Origin of the sequence: Ruegeria lacuscaerulensis, from assembly GCF_013031245.1 — a bacterium.
Lineage (GTDB): Bacteria > Pseudomonadota > Alphaproteobacteria > Rhodobacterales > Rhodobacteraceae > Ruegeria > Ruegeria lacuscaerulensis_C.
This window is the reverse complement of sequence record NZ_WPZL01000076.1, coordinates 1-5,986: the sequence shown is the minus strand read 5'-3', so window position 1 is coordinate 5,986 and position 5,986 is coordinate 1. Positions and strand designations below refer to the sequence as shown.

Here is a 5,986-nt window from a genome sequence, read left to right as displayed (position 1 = left end):
GAAAGACTAAAGTGTTGCGCTGACCCGTTGAACTCACCGGATTTTGCTGCCGTTCATGTTACGAGAAGCCGCGCAAGCTGGATGTATAGGTTAGCCCCCTATGCTACTTTCGACGGCTTTGGTTTAGCGACAAAGCCATTTCCGACTACTCACCAATTCAAAACTGTCGCTGACGGTAATAGGCGATCCCAAATAATACGATGAGGGAAACAATGGCGTGGATCGTAAGCGTGATGAAATCGCCTGCGTGCCAGCTCACCGGTTCGCCAAAGAACAACCAGCCTTCGAGTATCGACCGCAGATAGGTTAGCGGGAATAGTGTGTGCAGCACGGCTTCACTGGTAGTTGGCGGGTCTGCAAGATTAGTGATGAATCCAGTCAGGATTAGGTTCGCGATCAGGTAGATTGACACAGCTAGATAAGCCTGGACGGTGCTGCGCCCGAGAAGCGCGAGGGAAGTGCCGACACAGGTTGCTGCCAGCGCCGCCAGCATCTCTGCACCATATATTTCGGCTACACCTGGTCGCAGAAAAAAGCCGAAGACCGGCTGCAAGGTGAGTAGAAGAAATGAGGTGACGGCAGTTGTCAATAAAACCACGAAAATCAGCTTTGCCCCGAGGACGAGCGACCAGTTGCTGTGCGGGAGGGTTACAAGTAGCGGCAAAGTACGGCTTTCCAATTCGCGCAGCGTCGAGCGAGCGCTTAGCACCGTTGCTAATAGCACGATGATCAAAGCAAGGATTCGTGGGATAAAGGTTTGTGAATCCGAACTCGGCATGACCGACAGGTGGCGTAGGTCAATCTGAAGACCTCCACTCTCAATATAACCAGCAAGCGCGCTGGTTAACCAGCGATCGCTACCGCCTAGCGCCTGATGTATCCGAGTGGCCAACTCGACGTTTAGCCGACGTTCATAGCGAGATGCAGAGCGCTCGACAAATGTGCGCCTTGAGTCCCAGGACAGCAGGATTCCGAGTCTCACGTTGCGTTGTGCCATGAGCAGGTTGATATCCCGCGTGCCGGCAACGGCCACAGGTGATATTCCGTCAATGCGAGAAAGCGCTTCGATCTCTTTATTTGCGATTTCCTGATCCCCAGGAGCATAGGACACCAAGACGGAAACCGGTGCGTCAGATTGAACAAAGGTAGTCGACACCTGCATGACATAAAGTGGAATCAAAAACGCGCCGAGTAACACCCATGGCTGACGCGCAAGATCATAGAGTTCTTTCCAAAGCAGCCGTCGGAGCAGGGCAATCATGGTGCACCTCTTATCCGGCCACCTGTAAGCGCGATTTTGCGCCAACCGGCGCTGGCTCGTTCGGGATTGTGTTCGGTGATTACCAGAAGTGGGATCGTCGTACCGACTTCTCGTAGAATATTAAGTAGCCGTTCGCGGTAGGAAACGTCGAGGCCACCGAAAGGTTCGTCGAGAAACAGGAAATCTGGGTGGAGTGAAAGCATCGCGGCGATGGACATGATGCGTTGCATCCCGCCTGAAAGCGTACCAAGCGGTGCGCCAAGATACATGCTCGCGCTTTCGTCCAGCAGAACGCTGAAGGGCGTCGGATCTGGTGACCGACCATGCAAGTGCGACAGAATTTGGAGGTTCTGGCGGATGCTTAGGTCTTCGTAAAGTCCACCGCCTTGCGGCAGCAGTGCTCGGCGAGCGGTCCTGAAGTTACGGTCGAGCTGACAGGCGCCGCGCGTTGGTATGGTGAACCCGGCCAGAAGACGCAGCAAGGTAGACTTGCCACTGGTATTTGGGCCCCATAGCAGCACTGGTTCGCGCTGTTGAAGCGCTAGATAGGGAATGTTCAGCACCTCGTTGCGACCGTAGCACTTGATGATACCGTCCAGAATGATGATAGGGTCGGCGTGTTCAGTCATGTGCCAACTCCATGTCGAGTGCTAGCCCATTGAACCCCTCGGTTGAACGCAAAGCGAGGCGCAAGGTGCGGTACTGATCGAGAACCTCGAATCCACCTGTAGTGGCGAGCGAGCGGATTTCGTCGTGTGGATACAGCAACATGAGGGTAATAAGCTGTTCGGGGTTTCCCACTATCAGCAACTTGTCCACTTCCACCCGTCCGCTTTTCGCAGTCGGTTGATCGAGCATAGTGAGGAAGCGGTTGAGCGTGTGGGCGTCAGTACCGAAAGCTACCGAGCCGCCCTCGAGTTGAGCGAAGGCAAGGCGAAATGCGTCGTTGCGTAGCGCATCAACATCGATATCCCCGTGGTTTTGCGTGTCGATCCTATAACGAAGGTCGAGATCGGTGATCGGTGGCGGGAGATAGTAGATATCGAAGCTGGCGAGACCGTCCCGGTAAGTGGGGATGTCGAAATCGTAGGGAACTGGGGGCGGGCGGTCCACACGTGTTAGACCCAAAGTGTCGTCCCAATATGCCACCACCGGACTCACGTTTGTAAGCTGATCAAGAGTGCGGCGCGTTTTGACGATCTCTTCCTGGAGGTCGTATCTGTTGAGAAGCTCGGGCCCCTCTGCGCCAAGATAATGCAGTAAGCTGTTAGGGTACACTGGAAAGGCGGGCCCGCCGCTTTCTCGCCAAAACTGAGTGCGGGCGCGGCAGAGCACGTCGACATCCCGAGCCTGTTTCATCTCACTTCTTGTGTCGTAGACGAGTTGTTCCATAGTCTCAGGCGCCAGGCCATGTTGGACCAACACGATTTCCGGTACCCCATCGCGCACGTCTAGGAGGTAACCTTCGAGAGGACCGATGTTACTAAGTTTGGTGAGGCCCCGGGCCAGTGGCGCGAAACTGCCAATTTTGTCATAGAGACTAGGGGGGGCAGAGTTGTCGGTGACGCTGGCGCACCCCAATGATGTGGAGACTGGCCCAAGATGAGCGTCGACTAACTCTTCGGGTATGACGGTTACCACCTGCTCGCCCGGTTGTATTAATGTGTCGTCTACCACGATCGCTGGCGCATTCTGCGCAGCCTCTGTGGGGGCAACAGGCACAACGATTTCCTCCTCGACGGGTGTGACGATTGGGTCCGCCCCCTCTGGCTCGTGTGTCTTTCGGCGGTTCCATTCGCCAAAGAGGCGGTCAGCGACCGTGAAATAGGCGCCAATCGCTGGGTCATTAAGTAATGCGGTGAGTGGGGCGTCGGAGGTTTGTACGAGCGGTTTCGCGGCAGAGGGTGAAATCAAGCGGTTCAATACGTCAAATCCAAGAGGATCGAGCGACAACGCTGCTCGTAGCCGGGCGCGGTTGGGGCCAATTGTGAGACCGAACGGCAAAGTATCGGCGACCGGTGACTCGATATCGCGAATGAGACCCAATACGGTTGCTTCGCCGTCAATTGCATCTGCGTAGAACTGATCGACTAGCCCAATCAAGGCGTTGTCACCCAATAACCTGGCGCTTCGTTCCTCGCGTCTTTCGGCGGCGCTACTTACAAGTTCTGGATCTGAGGCGATTAGAAGTCGGTCTTCAAACAATCCCGAGAAGAACCCTAGATCGGTTTCCCAGACGGGTACATGTTCATCCTGGGTTTCAGAAAAGTCGCTCAGTAGTTCCAGCTGCGGGCCTGCATTCCAGCTGACGACTTGTATTTCGTCACAGCGTTCGGAGCTGCCTTCTGGATAAGGAGGAACGTCGCAATCACAAGGTTGGGTACCACCGTCGCGCAGCAGCACTTCGCAGGTAAAAGCAAGGCGCGGCTCCCCAATGCCACGTGCAGCAAATAACAATTCCAATTCCAAGTAGTAGGTTTCCATTTCGGGTACCGCAGGTACCGCGAACTCCGTTGGACCGGTCAGAATCTGAGGCTTGCCATCCAGCGGGGCGCCGGGCGGTACGGCACAGAGTACCGCGCTCTCGGCCCATTGTGGGGTAACGCGGATGGCAGTGACATCCGACCCGGGAGCCGAATGTGACAGATATACCGAAGCTGCTTCGTCAGAAAAGGCAGCGACAGTTTCAAGAGCACGATCACGGTCGCTGATTGGAAGGGTGAGCAAGAAATCGCCGCCACTTAGCCAGGCGAAAGACAGGCCTTTTGAAGGATCGAGCCCTGCGTCAGTTAGGTCGTCGGTGTTTTCGAAGGTAATGCACTGACGCATAAGAAGTGCCAACTTTTCATTAATGTCGTCCCAGAAGGAATAGGGTTCACGGTCTGCGAGGCGCACTGCATGGTTTCCGAAATTGCTCCAAAGACTGTCAAGCGACGAGGTTACCACAACGAATTTCGACTCAACCGGTATAAATGCCACTTGGGGCGGTAGGCGGCGCGCGGACTTGGTGGCGTCCAGCGCACCGAGCAAGATCATCGTAACCGCAATGGTTATTGCGACTGGCAACAGGGCGCGGCGCCACACCGCCGATCCACGCGGCTCCACTGGCGCGCTCATTGGCCGTAAGCCGCTACATAGGCGGCTGAAGCAGTCGGAAGATTTGTTTCTCCGACTGTCGGAGGCTGCAGCAGCGCTTCTAGCGCTGAAGCAGTTTTGAGGGTGCAATCTGCGGTGTCGCATCCCTCAGTGCCTGCGATCCTTTCGCGTGCGTCGTCTTCGGCTTTGGTCGGCGGGTCGTTGGTACTGAAATCAAGAAGAGTGGAAATATGATTGTGTAGTGCTTGGTTAAATGCGCGCCAGACGAGTCGGTGTTCTTGTGGCGTCAGATCTGGCAGTTTCAATTCAGTTAAAAGCTTGGCCGCAATGCGTACGGCAAGTACCAGCATTAAGTCGTTTCGATTGGCAACGGTACCATGTGCAACGATGCGCTTGCCGGAGCTAACACGTCTAAGTTCCCCGTCCTTGAGGGACCTAGTACTGATATAGGCGCGCACGATCAGTTCGCGCGAATTGCCAGATGTGTTCTGGATCATGGCGCTCTCTTCAAGTGCGACATCAACTTTGTTGCTTAGATGTTTGAGGTTTTCGTCTTGGCTTAACCAATAATCTAGGTGTGCAGTTGTTGTCGGCCCGAAAGCGGCGCGGAAACTGAGGTGCTGGTCGGGTGTGATGGTTGGATGGAACTCGATTTCGAAGTCCTCCAGCGTACCGGACATCAGGCGTTTCGGTTGGATATCAATATCGGATAGTAGTCGCGACTGTTCTGCGGGCGAAAGATCATGGAGTGAGGTACCGACTAATTGAGAGGGCGCAAAGAATGCGACAGTTTTGTCAGGTATCGGGCTCGGCTGGCGCAGTTGCGAGAGGAAGATGAAGACGGCAGCGCCGAGTAAATAGACTATTGAGGCTGTTGGCAGAATGAGCTGGGGCAAAGGAACCAAGGTGCCGCTCGTCAGTTTGAGGTTGTTGCCCCAGATCTTTTTTCGAAACAGAGCCGAAAGCAGTAGAACACAAACGGCTAGGCCAGCTAGTAAAAGTGAAGGAACAGCCAGCGCTCCAAACATTAGCGCAGTAGCGGCAAGCAGATTGGTAAACGAGCCTTTGAGAAACGTCTTAATTTTGTCGTTCCAAACTACGACGATTAGGGCGACACTACCGGCGGCGATGGTTGTTACAATGAGTTGAGCGGGTGGGGTGGGCCCACCGATGCCCCGCACGTCGCATTCTGACGTAATGCCAACCAGACAACTTACGAATGACACCACAGTGTCGAACAATCCATCTCTCCAATAGCTAAGCCTTAGTGCGAACCGAAAAATTCTGGCTATAAATGACAGAAGAATAGCAACTTTCCGTCCAAATTGGGAGTTTTTTGTCAATCGGAGATAACCAATGGTGTTTTAAACGCAGTAGGTTGCAACCGTTTTATTCAGTTCAACAAGTTGGGCTTTTTCAAGTATCGCGAGGAAGAGGCCTGTTCGCCTCTCACTTGGCGAAACTGAATTTCCAGTTTATTCCGCATGCGACTTGCCACACATCAGGTAGCTTTGGCCCGCCCGGATGAGCTATATGGGCTCAAAGCAGATAATCAAATGTCGACAATACGGAGCAAATGTCGGCTGTGCGGGGTGAGTTCAACGGGTCAGCGCAATACTTTAGTCTTTT

Annotated in this window: 4 protein-coding genes; all 4 read right to left on the bottom strand. The window is 54.2% G+C overall.

Annotation, left to right across the window (positions count from 1 at the left end):
- Positions 1–157: 157 nt before the first annotated feature.
- Genes GOX66_RS25185 through GOX66_RS25170 form a run of 4 tightly spaced genes read right to left on the bottom strand, consistent with a single transcriptional unit; the run spans position 158 to position 5,598 of the window.
- The gene (locus tag GOX66_RS25185) at positions 158–1,261 is read right to left on the bottom strand and encodes an ABC transporter permease (RefSeq protein WP_170766616.1); all 1,104 of its coding nucleotides are present in this window, start codon (positions 1,259–1,261) and stop codon (positions 158–160) included.
- Positions 1,258–1,890 (bottom strand): ATP-binding cassette domain-containing protein, encoded by a 633-nt coding sequence (locus GOX66_RS25180; protein WP_170766614.1) that lies wholly within the window; start codon positions 1,888–1,890, stop codon positions 1,258–1,260. Before GOX66_RS25180 ends, GOX66_RS25185 begins: the two co-directional genes overlap by 4 nt.
- Positions 1,883–4,378: a hypothetical protein gene (locus tag GOX66_RS25175; RefSeq protein ID WP_170766612.1), complete on the bottom strand. Its 2,496-nt coding sequence runs from the start codon at positions 4,376–4,378 to the stop codon at positions 1,883–1,885. The genes GOX66_RS25180 and GOX66_RS25175 overlap by 8 nt, the downstream gene beginning before the upstream one ends.
- Positions 4,375–5,598, bottom strand: a complete 1,224-nt coding sequence (locus tag GOX66_RS25170) for a hypothetical protein (RefSeq protein WP_170766610.1) — start codon at positions 5,596–5,598, stop codon at positions 4,375–4,377. The genes GOX66_RS25175 and GOX66_RS25170 overlap by 4 nt, the downstream gene beginning before the upstream one ends.
- Positions 5,599–5,986 lie beyond the last annotated feature (388 nt).

Excerpts from the sequence above, each read along its gene's own strand:
- GOX66_RS25175 (WP_170766612.1), bottom strand. The coding sequence starts at position 4,378 with ATGAGCGCGCCAGTGGAGCCGCGTGGATCGGCGGTGTGGCGCCGCGCC.
- GOX66_RS25185 (WP_170766616.1), bottom strand. The coding sequence starts at position 1,261 with ATGATTGCCCTGCTCCGACGGCTGCTTTGGAAAGAACTCTATGATCTT.
- GOX66_RS25180 (WP_170766614.1), bottom strand. The coding sequence starts at position 1,890 with ATGACTGAACACGCCGACCCTATCATCATTCTGGACGGTATCATCAAG.